The organism is Streptomyces sp. NPDC006552 (assembly GCF_040611655.1).
Taxonomy (GTDB): domain Bacteria; phylum Actinomycetota; class Actinomycetes; order Streptomycetales; family Streptomycetaceae; genus Streptomyces.
The window spans coordinates 14,114-28,988 of record NZ_JBEXOS010000031.1 but is presented as its reverse complement, the minus strand read 5'-3'; the positions used below and the strand labels follow the sequence as shown (position 1 = coordinate 28,988).

Sequence of the window (14,875 nt, the reverse complement as noted above, 5' to 3'; positions counted from 1 at the left end):
AGCCCGAAGCCTTGCTACCTAAGGAATGGTGTCGTTAACCTCCACGCAACACACACCGGGCAGCTCCCCTGTTCCGTCGGCGTCGTGAGTGCCCCGTGATGCACATCCGGCCATGCAGGTGGCCCGCTTCCGTGAAGGTGATCCATGTCAGCATCGGGCAGGACCAGCAGTACGGCCGTACCGCTCGCCCGGCGCCGCTTCCTCGCAGGGGCGGCCGCCGGTGCGGCGGCTCTGGCCGCGGGAGGCTGCGCCCGGGGTGCGAGCACGTCCGCACAGCCGGGGACCACGAGCATCTCCAACGACAACGCCACCTGGGACGAGGGCTACCGCTCGGCGGGCCGTGAGCTGGAGAAGATCACCGGCTACGCGCTCAGGCCGCTGTCGAACCCATCGGTCACCTCGTACCAGCAGGTCGTGCAGATGACCCTGCAGACCTCGAAATCCTCGGACCTCGTCAAGTGGGCCTCCGGATACCAGCTCAAGCGGCTGGCGCGGGCCGGAGGGCTCACCGACCTGACGCGCGTCTTCGAGCGGTACGCGGCCAAGGGGTGGGTGCGCCGCACCACGCGCGACGCCGTCTCCTACCGGGGCACGGCATACGGCATCCCGCTGTACGAGTCGTACTACGTGCTCTTCTACAGCAAGCCGGTGTTCACCAAGCTCGGCCTCTCCGCCCCCACCGACTGGGACGGACTGCTGCACTGCGCCGAGGTCCTGAAACGCAACAAGATCACGCCGTTCCTCGCCAGCCAGGTGGGCGGCTGGCCCGCGATCGAGTGGTTCCAGGAGCTGGTCAGCAAGGTCGACCCGGACTTCTACCGCCGCCTGGTGGCCGGTGAGGCCTCCTACACCGACGAACCGGCCCGCCGGGCGATGGACCTCTGGCAGGACTTCATGCGCAAGGGCTGGATGACACCGCCCGACTTCGACCAGGCACGCGGCCCCGGTGCGCTGAAGGAGGGCACGGTCGGCATGTTCCTGCACGGCACCTGGCAGGCGTCCGGCATGTCGGCGGCGGGGATGAAGCCGGGCACCGGATACGGCGCCTTCATCCTCCCGACGGTGCGTTCCTCGACCCCGAAGAGTGTCATCGCCGAGTCGGGTGTCTTCGCGGTGCCCGGCCGCGCCTCGTCGCACGCCGCCGCGGTGGCGAACGTCGGGGCCTGGCTCGACCCGTCCGTACAGCGGGTGTGGAGCGACTTCCTGGAGGACAGCTCCGCCAACCCGACCGTGCGCTCGAGCAATCCGGTGGTGGCCGGGCTCCAGCGGGACATCGCCCGCAACCGCCGCACGGCCCTTGTCCGTTACTGGGAGGCCAGCCCGCCGAGCCTCATTCAGGGCAACACCAACGACCTCGGCGGCTTCATGGCCGGGCAGACCTCTCCCGCCACCACCCTGCGCCGGATGGAAGAACGCGCGCAGAGCGAGTGGGCGGCCTGGAAGCGAGACGAAGCATGAGCACTTCACTGACCGAGCAGCGCCCGCCGAGCCCGCCCGGCGGATCTCCCACACCCAGGCGCACGACCGCACACCCTCCCCGGTCGCACACCTGGGCGGGCGCGCGTGAACGCCTTGCGGCCGGCGGGTTCATGGCCCCGGCCGTCCTCCTGGTCACGCTGTTCCTGCTGGCCCCGTTCGTCTGGACCGTCTACCGCAGTTTCTTCAGCGACACCCGGACCGCCCCGTTCGACTGGTTCGACAATTACACGCTGTTCGCCTCCGATCCGGCGCTGTCCCGTTCCATCCAGAACACCCTGATGTGGGTGGTGGGGACCGTCGCACTCCCGTTCGTGCTCGGGCTCGCCATCGCCTGCATGACCAACGCGAGCCGCCTCTCCCGACTGGCCCGGCTCTGCGTCGTCCTGCCGTACGCGCTTTCGGGCTCCGCCGTGGCCGTGGTGTGGAACTTCATGCTCACGACCGACGGCGCCGTCAACCAGGTCCTGAACGGTGTCGGGCTCGACTCGCTCGCCCAGGGATGGCTGATCACCTGGCCCGGCAACACCCTCGTGATGATCCTCGCCAACGCCTGGCAGGCCACCGGCGTCGCCGTCATCCTCTTTCTCGTCGGACTGCAGTCCATCCCGCCCGAGACGCTGGAGGCCGGTGCGCTGGACGGCGCGGGCGGCTGGCAGCAGTTCCGGCACATCGTCCTGCCACAGCTCCGGCCGGTGTCGATCATCGTGATCGGCATGAGCCTGGTCAACGGCCTCAAGTCGTTCGACCTGATCTGGGTGCTCACCCAGGGCGGCCCCGGACGGGCCACCGAGACGCTCGCCGTGTCCATGTACAACGAGACCTTCCTCGAACTGCGGCCCGGCGCGGGGGCGGCGATCGCGGTCGTCCTCACCGTGATCGTCCTGGCCGCCTCCTGGCTCTACCTGCGCCGCCAGCTCGACGTGAAAGGCGGATGACGATGTCTCTCGGCCGCGTTCTGCGCAACGCCACTCTCGTGACACTCGCCCTGCTGTGGCTCATCCCCACCTGGCTCCTGGTCGTCAACGCCCTTGTCCCCGCAGCGAGTTACTCCGGCAGTCCGCACTGGCTGCCCCAGGGCTTCGGACTGTTCGACAACATGTCGCAGGCCTGGGAGAAGGCCGACCTGGGCCCGGCGTTCGGCAACAGCCTCCTGTACTCCGTCGTCAGCGCCGTGGCCGCCGCCGTGCTCGCCGGATTCGCCGCCTTCGCCACGGTCATCATGCCGGTCAGACACCGGGCTTGGTGGTTCTGGCTGATCTACTGCGGCACCCTGCTGCCCCTCCAGGTCTTCATCCGCCCCCTGTTCCTGTCCTACGCGCACACCTCCCTCTACGACACCCAACTCGGCCTGGTGCTGATCTACACGGCGATCGCGGTCCCGTTCGCGTTCTTCGTCATGCGCAACTACGCGCTCACCCTGCCCCGGGAGGTCGTCGAGGCCGCGCGCATGGACGGCGCGTCCTGGTGGCGGGTGTTCTGGCAGATCCACGTCCCGCTGACCCGGTCCGCCATGATCGCCGTGTTCGTGTTCCAGTTCGTGGCGGTCTGGAACGACCTCATGTTCGGCATCACCATGGTCACGAGCCGCAACATCCGGCCCGTCATGGCCGCCCTCGCCGATCTCCAGGGCAACTACTCCAACGTCGGACCGCCCATCGTCCTCGCCGGCGCCCTCCTGGTCTCGCTCCCCACCGTGGTGCTGTTCTTCTGCGCCCAGCGCTTCTTCGTCAGCAGCCTGAAGATCCATCGCTGAGCGCCCTCGGTCTCCCCGCACGGCTGACCCGTACGTCTTTCAGCACGGCTGAGCCGTACGCCGTTCCGCACTTCCGCTTCCGCCGAGTCGTCCACGCCTTCCTCCACCTCCTCCACCGTCGCGAAGGGCACCCCTCATGCTGCGCTCGCTGCTCACCCGTGCCACCGCCCCCGTCCTCTGCGCGGGGCTGCTCTGGACCGCTGCCCCCGCCCACGCCCAGAGCCCCGACCGGGCCCGCCCCGTCCCTTCCGGCACCTGGGCCGCCCGCGCCACCGACAGCTATCGAGCCCTGCAGACACACCTGTACGAGGGTGACGGCCGGCACGGCCTCTACCTGGAGCACACACCCCGCCAGGACGGTGACCCCGCCCACTCCTTCCTCTGGCCGTTCCGCGAGGCCGCGCAGGCAGCCGTCGACATGCAGCAGTTGCCACGCACCGGCGACGGGTACCGGCAGGACGCGGCCGACCGCTTCGACACCGCCGAGCTGTACCGCACGTCCGGTGAGCGGCCGGGCTACGCGTCGTACCTCCCGGCCCCGCTCGGCACCGGCGGCGACGTGTACTACGACGACAACGCCGTCGTGGCCCTGACCCAGCTCGACCAGTACGAGGCCACCGGCGACACGCGTTTCCTCGACCGGGCCGAGCAGGTCATACCCACCGTCTCCCGCGCCTGGGACGGCGACACCACCAAGAGCTGCGCGGGAGGCATGGACTGGTACGACTCGCCCGCCAACACCATCCGCGCCACCAACGTCACCGCCCTGTCCGCCCAACTCGCCGCCCGGCTCTACACACATACCCGTGATCACACGTATCTCGACAAGGCGCGGCAGTGGTACGGCTGGGTGCACTCCTGCATGCGCAAGGCACCCGGCCTGTACGTCAACGACCGAGGCGACGACGGCTGCGTCGACGAGACCCTGTGGACCTACAACTCGGGCGCCATGATCGCCACCGCCACCGCCCTCTACCGCGGCACCGGAGACACCCGGTATCTGAAGAAGGCCGTGGAGGACGCCCGCGGTTCCCTCGCCCACTGGACCCAGGGCAGTCGGCTGCACGACCAGCCGGCCGTGTTCAACGCCTTCTACTTCAAGGACCTGCTCGACCTGGCTTCCGTACGCCCCGACCCGGCCTACCTGAAGACCATGAGCGCGTACGCGGACAGCACGTACACATCCAACCGCGACGCCGCCACCGGCCTGTTCCGCTTCCAGCCGTCCAACGGCGGCGACTACGACCCGAAGGCGCCGGCCGCGACCCTCAACCAGTCGGCGATGGTCCAGATCTTCGCCACCCTCGCCGAAGCGACGGGCCCTCAAGCGTCTCGCCCCGGAGCATCCGGCCCCCGCGCCGTCTCCTGACGCAGCGACCCGAACCCGCACCGACCCACACCTGCCCCGACGCAAAGGACCCTCACGCACCATGCCCAAGCCGCCGCTGACCAGGCAATCCTGGTGGGACTCCGACATCGCGCGCGACCTTTTGAAGGAGCGCGTCGCCACCACCACCGGCCTCGCCGGCCTCCAGGTGCGGTTCTCGGGGGAGCCTCTGTTGCGCCACGACGGAAGGGGAGGGCTGCTGCAGTCCGTGCGGCTCACCGTGCTCCGACCCGGCAGCACGGACCCGCTGCCCCGCGTCACCCGGGCCCACGTCACCACGAGCGGGGGCACCCCCGTCCCCTGCGAGATCGTGCCGGGGCCGGGCGACGGCATCCGCCTCATGGTCCCGGAGGTGACTGAGCCCACGCCCTTGCTGATCGAACTCCCCGACCTCGAAGAGGGCACACAGATCGCCTTCCAGGTGACCCCGCAGCGCCACTGGACCCTGCACCTCGTCCAGCACTCCCACCTGGACATCGGCTACACCGACCCGCAGGGCCGGGTGATGGCCGAGAGCCGCGCCTACCTCGACTCGCTCCTCGAACTCTGTCGGGACACCGACGACTGGCCCGACCCGGCCCGGTTCCGCTGGGCCGTCGAGGGCTTCCACTCCTTCCAGGACTGGCGGGCGAACCGGCCCAGCCGCCAGGTGGAGGGCTTCCTCGACCGGGTGCGCGAGGGCCGCGTCGAACTCACCGCCATGCCCTTCAACCTCCACACCGAGACCTGCTCCACCGACGAACTCCACGAGCTCCTGCGCCCGGCCACCGAGTTGCGCGACCGGCACGGCATCGCCATCACCACGGCCATGCAGACGGACGTACCCGGCCAGGTGGTCGGCCTGCCCGACGTCCTCGCGGACAACGGCATCCGCTACCTGTCCGTCGCCCACAACTGGGCGGGCCGCGCCGTTCCCCACCTCGTCGGCGGCGAACACCTCCCGCGCCTCTTCCGGTGGCAGACGCCGAGCGGCAACAGCGTCCTGGTCTGGCGCACGGACACCCCGCACGGCCTCGCCTACATGGAGGGCTCCATCCTCGGCTTCGACGAGTCCTACGACCGCGTCGACGACCTGCTGCCCGCCTACCTCAGCGCCCTGGCCCGCTTCCCCTATCCCCACCAGGGCCGTGGTATCCCCGGCTTCTCCGCACTCGACCTGCCCGACACGGCGGACCCGTACCCGTGGGACGTGCTGCACCTGCGCGTGCTCGGCAAGTTCGCGGACAACGGCCCGCCGCGCCGCGTCATCTCCGACACGGTGCGCCGCTGGAACGAACAGTGGGCGTATCCGCGGCTGCGCGCCTCCCGCAACGAGGACTTCTTCGAGGACGCGGAGAAGCGCGTCGGCGACCGCCTGGAGACCTACCGGGGCGACTGGACGGACTGGTGGGTCGACGGAGTGGGCGCCGGTGCAGTTCCGCTCGCCGCCGTGCGGCGCGGTCAGGCGGCCCTCGCCGAGGCACAGACCGTGGCCGGTTACGCCTCCCTCATGGGCATGCACGGAGGCGCTGCGGTGACCGGCGAAGCACCGGGCATCTACCGTTCCGCCTCCCTCTTCAACGAACACACCTGGGGCGCCGGCGACCCCTGGACCCACGGCGACCACGGCCACGGCTCCGGGCAGACGCAGTGGCACTGGAAGTACTCCCAGGCCCTGCGCGCCCACGACGACGCCGAGACGCTCCTGGACGCCGCTTCCGCCCTCCTCGGCGAAGCCTTCGCCGCGGCGGACGACGTGTCGGCCTCCTTCTACGTCGTCAACACGTGCAGTTGGCCACGGACCGAGACCGCCCGCCTCTTCCTGCCGGAGAGCACCGTCGCCCTCGACACTCCGGTCCAGGTCCTCGACGCACGCACCGGCAGCCCGCTGCCCTGCGCCGAGGAGGCGCAGAGCAACGAGCGCCACCGCGCGGCCGGCCGCTTCCTGCACGTGCCCGTCGCGGACGTGCCCGCCTGCGGGGCCGTCCGCCTGGACATCGTCGTCACCGGCGCCGCGTCCCCCGTACAGCACGACGAGCCGACCGAGGCAGGCGTTCTGGAGAACGATCACCTGCGGGTGACCGTCGACCTGCGCGAGGCGTGCATCGCCTCCATCGTCGACAAACGGACCGGCCGCGAGATGGTGCGCCAGGACGCCGTCATCGGCTTCAACGGATACGTGTACGACGAGTACGCCACCGCGGGCGGGTTCAACCACCAGTCCAGCAAAACCGTCGCGGACGACTCGATGCACCTGCTCGCCTCCCGCAGCACCGCCCCGCCCGCCGCGCTCGTGGACCGCACCACGGACGCCACCGGCCAGACCCTCGTCTACGAATGCGCCCCGGCGGGCACACGGCGTCTTCGCGTGCGCGTGCACCTCCCGCACGACGCGGCCCGCGTCGACATCGACAACCGCGTCGACAAGAACGCGACCCTGACCAAGGAGAGCGCCTTCTTCGCGTTCCCCTTCGCCCTCGACCGCCCCGTCGTGCACACGGAGGCGACGGGCGGTGTGCTCGGCACCGACCGCGAGACCGTGCCGGGTTCGGCCACCCACATGCGGGCGATCCGGCGCTGGATCAGCCTGAGTGACGGCACCCACCACGCGGCCCTGGCGACGGCCGACGCGCCGCTCGTCCAGCTCGGCGGCATCGCGATCCCGTACGTCCCCTACCCGCAGTCGCTGCCGCAGGAGGAGCCCGGCACCGTCTTCTCCTGGGTGCACAACAACGTCTGGGACACCAACTTCCCCTCCCAGCAAGGGTTCGACCATGTCTTCCGCTACAGCGTCGGTTTCACCCGAGCCACAGCCGAGGAGAACACCGGCGCCGACGGATTCGCCGCGCGGATCGCCGCGGTCACCAGCCATCCGCTGGTGCCGGTCCGCGCCCGGGGCGGTGCCGGGGCCGCGAGCCCGGCGCGGACCCACTTCCTGGCCCTGGACGACCCCCGGGTGCGCCTGGTCGGGGTCACCGTCCCCGGCGACGGCACACTCCTGGTGCGGTTGCAGTCCCTTACGGACGCCCCTGTCACCTGTCGCCTGCGCACCCCGTTGCCCGTAGCGCGCGCCGCCCGCACCACCTATCTGGGGCTGAACCCGAGCGGCCTCGACCTGCACGAGGACCGGGCTGTCCCGATCGAGGTACCCGCGCTCGGGACAGCGGCCGTACTCCTCACCGTGCGCACCTGAGGGAGGCGAACGCCCTGCCGGGCCTCCGTGTTCAGCAGGGCGTCCGCGACTCCGGTCCCGCACGGCGCGGCCCGTGCCGGTGAGAGGGGCGGTGATCACCCGTCGGCGGTACCCAGTGAGGCGACAAGGATGGCCGGCGGCGTCAGGACTTTCAGGACCGTGTGCCGTCGCTCGTCAGCCTGTTCTGCGGGGGCTCGATGCCAACCCGGTGGTGCGTGGGGGAGCGGACGGGGTCCGGCACTCTCGCGTCAACCACCTCCTACCGATGCCGATGGGTGTGACTCCGTGCCGCGAAACGCCACGCCCCACCTGATGGTCGGAGAGGCGCCGGAAGATCGGCTTCCGGCGCCTGCGGCGATGTGCCCGCTATTGTCGGGCGGGACGCGCCAGAGTCGGGAGTGGAACTGCACACCGGTGAGGGCACCGGCGTCTCACCGAAGGGCAAGCGGATCACAGTCGACGCAGGCGCCCTCAACCGCGAGCTTGTCCTGGGAGAACAACGCCGTCGTCGGCTCGGTCAACGCCCACCCGCGCCACTACCGGCAGGCCGCCGACACCGTGAACGACGCGAGTTCCCATGAACGGTGAGCCCTCGTGAGCGGCGGCGCCGACGTCGGCGCGATGCGGCCCGAGCGGTACGGGCCCGACGTGACACACTGGCGGCACAGGCGGCGGTGAACGGGGGCGATCCGGGTGGGTCTGGAGATTGAGAGTCGGTCGTCGGAGTTGCCGTACATCGAGAGGGTATGGCGCAGCCGCAGTATCGAGGGTGGTCGGATGACCTCGATCGCGGCGTCGCATTGGGAGCTTGTTTTCTGGGAGCACGACGGCCGGATGCAGGCGGCCGTGCTGGGCCCGGAGCCCAGGGCCTGTCCGGCTCCCGTCCCCAGGGACGCCACGTTCTTCGGTATCAGCTTCGCTCTCGGCACCTCGATGCCTCATGTGCCGATCAGCCGGCTTGTGGGCGGCAGCGCGGAGATCCCGGACGTGACGCAGCGCTCCGTGTGGCTGAAGGGTTCCGCCTGGCACGTGCCCGATTACGACAACGCGGAGGCGTTCGTGCGGCGCATGGTGCGTGAGGGCATCGTGGAGTGCGACCCGATCGTGGCCGCGGTGCTCGATGGCGCGGCCCCTGAGGTCTCCGAGCGAACCCTCCAGCGGCGTTTCGTCGCGGCGACGGGCCTCACCCAAGGTGCCATCCGGCAGATCCACCGTGCCCGCGAGGCGGCGGTTCTGATCCAGGACGGGGCGGCGGCGCAGAACGTCGTGCACCAGCTGGGCTACTTCGACCAGCCGCACCTGGCGCGGTCCCTGACCCGGTTCATCGGCCGGACCGCCACTCAGCTGGGTGCACCGGAGGGGGCGGATCCGCTGTCGCTTCTGTACAAGCCCGCATCCCCGTCGCCCGCATAGTCTTCCTGACGTAGCCGACGGGACCGGCCCGTCCTGGCCGGAACGCTCTTCGGCCGGGGCCAGGCAAAGGCTCCCGAACTCACGACGGAGGAATCATGCGCAAAGTCGTCTCAGGTCTGTTCGTCTCGCTCGATGGTGTCGCCCAGTCGCCGAACGAGTGGCAGTTCGCCTTCGATGAGGAGATGGGCGCGGCGCTGGGAAAGACGCTGGAGACAGCCGACACGATTCTGCTGGGCCGGGTGACCTTCACCGAGTGGGCCGGGTACTGGCCGACGGTGACCGACGGCGAGGACGCCGGCTTTGCCAAGTGGATCAATGACTCGCCCAAGTACGTCGTCTCCTCCACGCTGTCCAGCGTGGAGGACTGGGCGAACAGCACGCTCATCAACGGTGACCTGGCGACCGCGATCGAGCAGCTCAAGGCGGGCGAGGGCAAGGACATCACCGTCGCGGGCAGCCCCACACTGGTGCGTTCGCTCCTTGAGCAGGACCTGCTGGACGAACTGGTACTGCTGATCCACCCGGTGGTGGCCGGCGAGGGCCGCAAGAAGCTCTTCGCCGACGACGCCACCATGAAGAAGCTGGAGCTGGTCAGCGCTCAGCCGACCAGCAGCGGAGTGATCATCGCGACTTACCGCCCGACGCGCTGAGCACTGCTCGACGCGGGCCGCGCGTACGACACCCCGATGACAGAGCGAGTCTGGCGCTACAGCACAGCGAGCCTTGGAACTGCGCCTGCCTGCCCCGAGGGGTGCCGCGTTGCTAGGGGCGACGAACAAGACATCCACGGTCTCCGCGTCGTCGCTACCGGCCCGCCATCTTGCAGCGCCACCGCCTCTCGACTCCGGGGGGCCGACAAGAGTGGGACCAGGTGACCACACAGTGCGTGCGGAGCGGACGCGTACTGCCTGGCGTTCCTTGTCGCAGGCTGCCGATACGCAGCCTGCAGACGACCACTGTGGCCAAACGACCGCTGCCGTCAGGGGCGATGCGCCGCATCCGGTAGTGCCTACCCCGCTGATCTCCGCCTTCGGGGCAGGACCGGTCCATTCTGATCGATAGGCTGCTCGTGGGACGAGCGCACGCGCAATGGCTGGTATGACTGGGGCATGCAGGAAGAGACCGCACGCTCCGCGATCGACACGTTCATCTCCGCGTTCAACGCCTCGGACGACAGCTATGTGACTGCTCTGCTCTCCCAGGCGCTGACCTCGGACGTGCTCTTCTGGGGGCCGTTGGGACGCAGCGAAGGAATCGCTGCGGTCGAGCGGTTCGTGCTCGACATCCGGCACCATCCGGCGGGGGCGGGCACGATGGTGCGCTGCTCGGCGGTGGACATGCCTGACGAATGGGCCCGTTACCGGTGGGTCTTCACCACGCCTGATGGTGGCCCTCGCCTGGCGGGAACGGACGTCGTCCATCTGCGACGGAGCCTCATCGACCAGGTCATCGTCTTCGCGGGGGAGATCGAGCAGTCCGTCTCCCAAGAGATCCCGCTGTGATCGGCATCCTTCCGGATTCTGAAGATATGTATCAAACCCGGGTCGATTCACTCGCAGATCGCGTCTCGGGAGGTGAAGGCGGCGAGCCGGATGCATGGTCGTCCGGCGATGCTGGAGCTCCGCACCGGCAAGCGCCAGCGCTTCGCTTCCACGAACGCCCCATTCCTCTCGCTGAACAGGGTCTGGACGACCAAGCGTTCGCGTGCACGGTGGGCGAGAAGCACCCGGCCGGGCACCTGACGGCCGTAGCCGGCCACCACCAGGCCGAACACGAGGTCCACCACGTCGCCCTGGACCTCGCCGACTGGTCCCACACCCACGTCCAGCACCCGACCGACACCGCGACTCACCACGGACTGAACCTGGGCGAGCCCTCCGCCACACCCCTCCCGCGCACCTGCTGTCCACCCTCACGCAGAAGGCGTCCGAGGCGACGGCCAAGAAACTCAGCCGGTTGCGACGTACACGTTTGGGCGTCAGGACCGTCCGGGACCGGAAGCACGGAGGAGCCTGCGCCCGGCTACCTCAGCCCGCAGTATCGAGGGTCCCGCAAGCTGACCGACAAGATCGCGTTGATCACGGGAGGCGATTCGGTATCGGCCGTACAGTCGCCGTCCTGTACGCCGCGAAGGTGCCGATGTGGCCGTCGTCTACCTGCCGCAGGAACAGCCGGACGCGGAGGAGACGCGGCGCGCCGCGCCCGGCATTCGACTACTCCCCGGTAGACAGGCCGGACGCCGCCCGGCTCTCGGCGCCCTTCACCCTCGCGTAGTGCCTGCGGGCCTTGGTCCTGTTGCCGCAGACCGCCATCGAGCACCACTTGGCCTTGTTCGCCTTGCTCTTGTCCAGCAGGAACAGCCGGCACTCGTCGTTCGCGCAGGGCCTGAGCCGGCCGGGCTTCGCCGTCCTCACGTGGTTCCAGGTCAGCACGGCCAGCGCGGCCGCTTCCCGGCCCGCGGGGACGTCGAGCCGCCAGCCGATCCCCGCGTCGTCGACCACGGGCAGGTAGCCGACGCCGACGAGGAACTCCGCCAGCGAGCGCGGGCTCTCCTCACCCCGCACCACCTTCTGCACGGTGTCCCTGGCCGCGCGCAGCGCCCCGAGATCGGCACCCTTCGCGACGACGTCGTGCTCCGCCAGCCAGCCCCGGGCCTCGTCGTCGCCCGCCAGCAGGTCCCGTGCTGTCCCGTTCAGCACGGGAGTCGTGTTCAGCAGGTCAAGCAGCGCTTCTTCCTGAACCGCGCCGATCTCCATGGCCTCCATGCACCCTTCCACTCCGGCGGTGAGACGGCACAGAGACCGGCCCAAAACCCCTGAAACCCGTTATCCAGGTTAGCCGTGACGGGCGCGGGTTCATTCCCGCCCCCGCATGCACGGCGAGGATGTCCGCCACCGCGCGGTTGCAGGGGGTCGGCACGCCGGACTTGGCGCCGCGCTCGACCACGTCACCGCTGAGCCAGTCGACCTCCAGACGGTGTCCGCGGTCGAGGTCGTGGTGCATCGAGGACGTCATGCCCGCGGGCACCTGGTCCACGAAGGCCAGCCGGTCGTCGGCGTAGTCCGCCGGCATCTGTACGCCCTGGGCCCTTGCGACCTGGACGACCTCGTCCATCAGGTCACGCAGGAAGGCACGCGTGCGCGGGTCTGCACGGATGGGGCCGATGGTCGAGCGCACCGCGCTCGTCGTGCCGGAGAGTCCGACGAGGAAGACGGACTTCTCCCAGATCGTCCGCTCGATCCGGTCGCTGACCTCCACCTCGATCCCGCTCTTCGCGCATGCGTCACGGAACTCGAGGACGCGGGGCGAGGGAATGCCGTCGTACTCGCCGAAAACCAGCTTCTGCAGTGTGCCGGAGTTCCGGATGACACCGCTCTGCGCGACGGTGGCCGAGATGTAGCAGACGCCTCCGACGACGTGCTCGGAACCCAGGACGGAGCGCAGCACCTCGTCCTTGACTACACCGTTATGGAAGGACACCCCACGGCGGTGTCCTTCCGCAGCAGCGGCACGACAAGTCTCGCCCCGGCATCGGTGTCCCACAGTTTGACCCCGAACAGCACGAGGTCGACCTGGTCGGGGGCGGCCGGGTCGTCGGTCGCCGTCACCTCTCTCAGATGTACGTCGCCGAGCGGGCTCTCCACCCGCAGCCCGCGCTCGCGCAGCGCGCCGAGCTGACGGCCGCGCGCGATGAACTCCACGTCGTGGCCGGGCGCCGAAGTAGCCACCGGCGCCGCCGGCCCCCATGACCGCTTACGCATACAACCTCCTCTTTCTCGTTCAGGACGTCCCACAGGGAGCCGTTGTCCATATGGACGATTGGTTCGTCCGCTCAGACGAGCGGTTCGCCGCCGTCGACCGCGAGCGAGACACCCGTCATGAACGTAGTGGTCATGGCGAAGACGACGGCGTCCGCGATGTCCTCCGCGGTGCCGATGCGCCGCGCCGGGTTGTGCGCGCTGCGCGCGGTGAACAGCGCCGCCTTCCTCTCCTCGCCGAGCGCGTCGTACGCGCCGGTGTCGATGGTGCCCGGCGACACCGCGTTCACCCGCGTGGGCGCCAGTTCGACGGCGAGCGCCTTCGTGATGACGTCGACCGCGCCGTTCGTCGCGGCCACCGCGAGCATGCCGGGCACCGGCTTGATCGCGGAGGAGCCGGAGAAGAGCGTGAGCGAACCGCCCTCGGCGATACGGCCCTTGAAGTGCTTGGCGAGCAGGATCGGCCCGATCACCTTGGTCTCGAAGGAGAGTTTGAGGGTCTCCTGAGCCAGATCGCCGACCAGGCCGCGGGCGCGGGCCGAGGCCGTGGACACGACGTGGTCGACCGCGCCGAGGCGCTCCGCCAGTGCGGCGATCGACGTCTCGTCGGTGAGGTCGACGCTCTCCGCGGCGACGCCCGGGTCGTCGTAGGCGCCGGCGAGCTTCTCCCGGTCACGGCCTGCGACGACGAGCTGTGCGCCTGCTGCGCGTGCGGCGAGGGTGACGGCCCTTGCGATGCCGCTGCCACGGCCGATGACGAGCACCTTCTTGTCCCGTAGTTCGGCTGTCATGGCTGACTCCTCAGTCTCTGCTGTCTTTTGCTGCCTGTTGCCGTCCGCTGTTGCTGTGCTGGGCGATTCCGTCGCTCGCACGACGGAGTTCCACCACGTCAAGGCAGCGGTTCACTGGTTCACTTCGCGCGCGGTAGGCCCACCGGTTCTCCGCGAACCTGCGCTGTTCCAGTCTAACCTGTAAAACCAGTTTGACAGGTTACAGAAAACGCGCTTGGCTATAACCATCAACGGAACTTACGGAGGTTAGTCATGGCTACCGTTCACCACAGGTTCGCGACCGTGCGGGGCCGGCGGATCTTCTATCGCGAGGCCGGCCCTGCCGGCGCGCCCACCGTGGTCCTGCTGCACGGCTTCCCGACCAGCTCGTTCATGTTCCGCGACCTCATCCCGATGCTCGGCGCCGACTACCACGTCATCGCGCCCGACCATCTGGGCTTCGGCCTGTCGGACGCGCCGGCCGCCGACGAGTTCGACTACACCTTCGACGCGCTGACCGCCCTGACCAAGGGACTGCTGGACCAGCTCGGCGTCACCCGCTACGCGATCTACGTGCAGGACTACGGCGCGCCGATCGGCTGGCGGCTGGCTCTCGACAGCCCGGACTCGATCACCGCGATCATCACCCAGAGCGGCAACGGCTACGACGAGGGCTTCGTCGAGGGCTTCTGGAGGACGGTCTGGGACTACCAGCGCGAGCAGACCCCGCAGACCGAGGCGGCCATCCGCGGTGCGCTCGGCCTCGACCTCATCAAGTGGCAGTACGTGACGGGGGTTCCGGACGAGAGCGTCGTCAGCCCCGACACCTGGTACCACGACCACCACCTGGTCTCCCGCCCCGGCAACGACGAGATCCAGCTCAAGCTGTTCCGCGACTACGCGACCAACTCACCCAAGTACCCGGCCCTGCACGGCTACTTGCGCGAACGGCAGCCGCCGGTCCTCGCGGTGTGGGGCAAGGGCGACCCCATCTTCGGCCCCGCGGGCGCCGAGGCGTTCGGCCGCGACGTGCCGGACGCGGAGATCCACCTGCTCGAAGGCGGCCACTTCCTGCTGGAGAGCGCACTGCCCGAAGTCACCGCGCTGATCACCGACTTCCTCGGCAGGAGAGTCAAGGCCTGA

Annotated in this window: 14 protein-coding genes; 9 read left to right on the top strand and 5 right to left on the bottom strand. The window is 69.4% G+C overall.

Going from position 1 to position 14,875, the window contains the following annotated elements; translation table 11 throughout:
• Positions 1-144: 144 nt before the first annotated feature.
• The 8 genes from ABZY33_RS19230 to ABZY33_RS19195 all read left to right on the top strand — a co-directional run bounded on the left by ABZY33_RS19230 (position 145) and on the right by ABZY33_RS19195 (position 10,706).
• Entirely contained in the window at positions 145-1,458 is a 1,314-nt protein-coding gene (locus ABZY33_RS19230) for an extracellular solute-binding protein (protein WP_356492797.1), read from the top strand.
• Positions 1,455-2,414 (top strand): sugar ABC transporter permease, encoded by a 960-nt coding sequence (locus ABZY33_RS19225; protein ID WP_356492796.1) that lies wholly within the window; start codon positions 1,455-1,457, stop codon positions 2,412-2,414. The genes ABZY33_RS19230 and ABZY33_RS19225 overlap by 4 nt, the downstream gene beginning before the upstream one ends.
• Positions 2,411-3,232 (top strand): carbohydrate ABC transporter permease, encoded by an 822-nt coding sequence (locus tag ABZY33_RS19220; RefSeq protein ID WP_356492795.1) that lies wholly within the window; start codon positions 2,411-2,413, stop codon positions 3,230-3,232. The genes ABZY33_RS19225 and ABZY33_RS19220 overlap by 4 nt, the downstream gene beginning before the upstream one ends.
• Positions 3,233-3,368: 136 nt before the next feature.
• Positions 3,369-4,601, top strand: coding sequence for a glycoside hydrolase family 76 protein (locus tag ABZY33_RS19215; RefSeq protein ID WP_356492794.1), 1,233 nt, complete (start codon positions 3,369-3,371; stop codon positions 4,599-4,601).
• Between the two features lie 61 nt (positions 4,602-4,662).
• Positions 4,663-7,791 carry a glycoside hydrolase family 38 C-terminal domain-containing protein gene (locus ABZY33_RS19210; RefSeq protein ID WP_356492793.1) on the top strand — a complete coding sequence of 1,043 codons (3,129 nt, stop codon included), beginning with the start codon at positions 4,663-4,665 and terminating at the stop codon, positions 7,789-7,791.
• A gap of 777 nt (positions 7,792-8,568) precedes the next feature.
• Positions 8,569-9,204: a helix-turn-helix domain-containing protein gene (locus tag ABZY33_RS19205; RefSeq protein WP_356492792.1), complete on the top strand. Its 636-nt coding sequence runs from the start codon at positions 8,569-8,571 to the stop codon at positions 9,202-9,204.
• A gap of 95 nt (positions 9,205-9,299) precedes the next feature.
• Positions 9,300-9,854: a dihydrofolate reductase family protein gene (locus ABZY33_RS19200; RefSeq protein ID WP_356492791.1), complete on the top strand. Its 555-nt coding sequence runs from the start codon at positions 9,300-9,302 to the stop codon at positions 9,852-9,854.
• 459 nt (positions 9,855-10,313) lie between these two features.
• Entirely contained in the window at positions 10,314-10,706 is a 393-nt protein-coding gene (locus ABZY33_RS19195; protein ID WP_356492790.1) for a nuclear transport factor 2 family protein, read from the top strand.
• Positions 10,707-10,753: 47 nt separating this feature from the next.
• On the opposite strand, the gene ABZY33_RS19190 is transcribed toward ABZY33_RS19195, so the two are convergent.
• From ABZY33_RS19190 to ABZY33_RS19170, 5 genes are all read right to left on the bottom strand, one after another.
• Positions 10,754-10,990: a hypothetical protein gene (locus ABZY33_RS19190; RefSeq protein WP_356492789.1), complete on the bottom strand. Its 237-nt coding sequence runs from the start codon at positions 10,988-10,990 to the stop codon at positions 10,754-10,756.
• 427 nt (positions 10,991-11,417) lie between these two features.
• Positions 11,418-11,969: a CGNR zinc finger domain-containing protein gene (locus ABZY33_RS19185; protein WP_356492788.1), complete on the bottom strand. Its 552-nt coding sequence runs from the start codon at positions 11,967-11,969 to the stop codon at positions 11,418-11,420.
• Entirely contained in the window at positions 11,923-12,651 is a 729-nt protein-coding gene (locus ABZY33_RS19180; protein ID WP_356492787.1) for a ketopantoate reductase C-terminal domain-containing protein, read from the bottom strand. Before ABZY33_RS19180 ends, ABZY33_RS19185 begins: the two co-directional genes overlap by 47 nt.
• 11 nt (positions 12,652-12,662) lie before the next feature.
• A complete protein-coding gene (locus tag ABZY33_RS19175) occupies positions 12,663-12,965 on the bottom strand; it encodes a 2-dehydropantoate 2-reductase (protein WP_356492786.1) in 303 nt (100 codons plus the stop codon).
• A gap of 71 nt (positions 12,966-13,036) precedes the next feature.
• Entirely contained in the window at positions 13,037-13,753 is a 717-nt protein-coding gene (locus ABZY33_RS19170; RefSeq protein ID WP_356492785.1) for an SDR family oxidoreductase, read from the bottom strand.
• A 252-nt stretch (positions 13,754-14,005) separates the two neighbouring features.
• On the opposite strand from ABZY33_RS19170, the gene ABZY33_RS19165 reads away from it, so the two are divergent.
• Positions 14,006-14,875 (top strand): alpha/beta fold hydrolase, encoded by an 870-nt coding sequence (locus ABZY33_RS19165; RefSeq protein WP_356492784.1) that lies wholly within the window; start codon positions 14,006-14,008, stop codon positions 14,873-14,875.